This window comes from Stenotrophomonas sp. 2YAF22 (assembly GCF_052114665.1).
Taxonomy (GTDB): domain Bacteria; phylum Pseudomonadota; class Gammaproteobacteria; order Xanthomonadales; family Xanthomonadaceae; genus Stenotrophomonas; species Stenotrophomonas indicatrix.
This window is the reverse complement of record NZ_JBFRFE010000537.1, coordinates 1-3,071: the sequence shown is the minus strand read 5'-3', so window position 1 is coordinate 3,071 and position 3,071 is coordinate 1. Positions and strand designations below refer to the sequence as shown.

General features: G+C 66.9%; 2 protein-coding genes. One reads left to right on the top strand and one right to left on the bottom strand.

Annotation, left to right across the window (positions count from 1 at the left end; genetic code table 11):
- Nucleotides 1–166: 166 nt before the first annotated feature.
- Nucleotides 167–1,858 (bottom strand): asparagine synthase B, encoded by a 1,692-nt coding sequence (gene asnB / locus AB4Y84_RS17760; RefSeq protein ID WP_108266122.1) that lies wholly within the window; start codon nucleotides 1,856–1,858, stop codon nucleotides 167–169.
- Nucleotides 1,859–2,217: 359 nt separating this feature from the next.
- On the opposite strand from asnB, the gene AB4Y84_RS17755 reads away from it, so the two are divergent.
- Nucleotides 2,218–3,071 (top strand): tetratricopeptide repeat protein (locus AB4Y84_RS17755; protein WP_442250567.1); only part of this gene is annotated, 854 nt, incomplete at its 3' end.

Here is a 3,071-nt window from a genome sequence, read left to right as displayed (position 1 = left end):
AGGTAACGCCACGCCCACTTCGTCGGCCGCACGGGATCTCCGGTCTGTACGTCCATGAACATTCCCCAATGTGCAGGGCGCCGATGATACGTCGCAAGAAGGGGACGGAGGGAATCAAGTTGCTTATGCCACGAACAGCTTGATCCCCTTCCGCCCCCTTTTTGGTTCAGGCCAGCGCCTGCTCGTGCACGCCGGCGATGGCGCGGCCCGACGGATCGGCGGCAGCGGCGAAGCTGGCGTCCCAGGCAATGGCCGCCGGCGAGGAACAGGCGATCGACTTGCCGCCCGGCACGGTTTCAGCCGCCGCGTGGCTGGGGAAGAACTGCTCGAACAGGTGGCGGTAGTAATACGCCTCTTTGGTCTGCGGCGGGTTGTGCGGGAAGCGCTTGTCGGCGGCGGCCAGCACGCGGTCGCTGACCTGTGCTTCGGCATGCGCCTTCAGGCCGTCGATCCAACCGTAACCGACGCCATCGCTGAACTGCTCCTTCTGCCGCCACAGGATGCTGTCCGGCAGATAGCCCTCGAAGGCCTCGCGCAGCACGGCCTTCTCGATGCGGCGACCACCGAAACCGGCGCCGACCATCTTGTGCGCGGCATCGAATCGCATCGCCACGTCGAGGAACTCGCGGTCCAGGAACGGCACCCGCGGCTCCACGCCCCAGGCCATCATCGACTTGTTGGCGCGCAGGCAATCGTAGTTGTGCAGGGCATCGAGCTTGCGCACCAGTTCCTGGTGGAATTCGCGCGCGTCCGGTGCCTTGTGGAAATAAAGATAGCCGCCGAAGATCTCGTCGCTGCCTTCGCCGGACAGCACCATCTTCACCCCCATCGCCTTGATCCGGCGCGCCAGCAGGAACATCGGCGTGGACGCGCGGATGGTGGTGACGTCGTAGGTTTCAATGTGGCGGATCACCTCCGGCAGCACATCCAGGCCTTCTTCGAAGGTGTATTCGAAGCCGTGGTGCACCGTGCCCAGCGCTTCGGCGGCCACCGCAGCAGCCGCCAGATCCGGCGAGCCCTTCAGGCCGATGGCGAACGAATGCAGGCGCGGCCACCACGCTTCGCTCTGGCCGCCATCTTCAATGCGACGGCGCGCATAACGTGCTGCCACGGCAGCAACCAGCGACGAATCCAGCCCGCCCGACAGCAGCACGCCATACGGCACGTCACTCATCAGCTGGCGCTCGACCGCATGTTCGAAGGCCTGGCGCAGCTCGGCGAGATCGGCCTGGCGGCCCTGCACGTCGTCGTACTCGCGCCACGGCTGCTGGTAGTAGCGCACCAGTTCACCGCTGGCGCTGTCGTAGTAATGGCCCGGAGGGAACTGGGCAACGTCGGCGCAGGTATCCACCAGCGCCTTCATTTCAGACGCTACGCGCAACCGTCCCTGCGCATCATGGCCCCAGTACAGCGGCACCACGCCGACCGGGTCGCGCGCCACCAGCACACGGCCGGCTGCACGGTCCCACAGAGCGAAGGCGAAGATGCCGTTGAGCTGTTCCAGCCACTGCGCAGGCGATCCGCCCTGGCGGTACAGCGCGTTGATCACCTCGCAGTCCGAACCGGTCTGGAAGGCATAGGCTTCGGCGAGGCCGGCCTTGAGCTGCTGGTGGTTGTAGATCTCGCCGTTGACCGCCAGCGCCAGCTGCCCGTCTTCGGACAGCAGCGGCTGCGAGCCGCCGGCCGGATCGACGATGGCCAGGCGCTCGTGGACCAGCAGCGCGCCTTCGTCCAGATACACGCCGCTCCAGTCCGGGCCACGATGGCGCTGGCGCTGCGACAGCTCCAGCGCATGGCGGCGCAGGGAAGGAAGATCGTCACCGGCCTGCAGGCCGAAAATACCGAAGATCGAACACATGGGTGGAGCTCCTGTTGTGGGGAAGTACACGGGGGGAAAGTGTTCGACCGGCCATCCAGGCCCGGGTGGGGCTGCGCCCGGGCACAAAAAAAACCCGCATCGGCCGATGCGGGTTTTCTGGTGTCCGGGCGTGTGTTGCTGTCTATCTACCCAGGGCGCAGTCCCGCATCGGCCGCGCACGATTATTCGCGCGCAGATTATTGCGGTTGGTGTTGTTGACGGCGGTGGCCAGGCGGAGCGACATGGATCCGACCGTAACCGGGTTTCCGGCGCGGCGCAACTGTTGCGATGGCAACCGATTCAGCGGCCACGCCGGTAGCGACCCGGATAATCCCCTGCCCGCTTTCCGGAATTCATGGATGAACCCTTCCTACCGTCGCCTGCTGCCCCTCCTGGCCGTGATCGCCCTGGCCGGCTGCGCGACCACGCCCACCCGCCCGGTCGATGACAGCGAACGCGACGCCCTGGCCGCGGCTGCCGATGGCCAGTTCGATTCGGCGTTACGCGTGGCCAAGCTGTACCAGTACCGCAACGACGTGCGCGCGCTGGACTGGTACGCGCGCGCCGCTGCCACCACGCCGCGCACGCACCGCACCACCAGTGCCGAGGAGCAGCTGGGTACGATCCTGGAACGCGGCCGACTGGACAGCGGTGATGCCCCGCAGAAGCCCGACGCGGTGGTGCTCAAACCTTCCGCGCGCAAGGCCTACCGCTGGTACCACCGCGCCGCCTATCACGGCTCGCCGTATGCGATGAGCGATCTGGAGACGTGGTACGAGCGACGTGGCGACATGGAGGGCGCACTGCGTTGGCGCCTGCGCCGCGCGGTCTACCTGCGCCAGCTGTACAAGCTGCAGCCGTTGCGCGATGCCACCAGCGGGTCCGCGAAGCCCGGCACTCCGCTCAGCGCTGATGCCTCACCGAACCCGGTGATCGCGCGCATCCAGCGCCGCGCCGCGCGCGGCGATGCCGAAGCGCAGGTGGACCTGGGCACGCTGTACGAGGCCGGCATCGGCGTAGTGCAGAACAAGGCTGAAGCGCTGCGCTGGTATGAGCGTGCCGCTGCACAGGGCAACGTGTATGGGCAGTACCTGGCCGGGCTGGCACTCGGCCGCGGCGGCGATGGTCTGCAGAAGAACGTGGATGCCGCGGCGGCGTGGTTCGCCAAGGCCAGCGCACAGGGCTTCTACATGGCCGACGAGTCGTACTGGCG

What these genes read in the sequence shown, in the direction of transcription:
- asnB (WP_108266122.1), bottom strand. Translation starts at nt 1,858, where the DNA reads ATGTGTTCGATCTTCGGTATTTTCGGCCTGCAGGCCGGTGACGATCTT.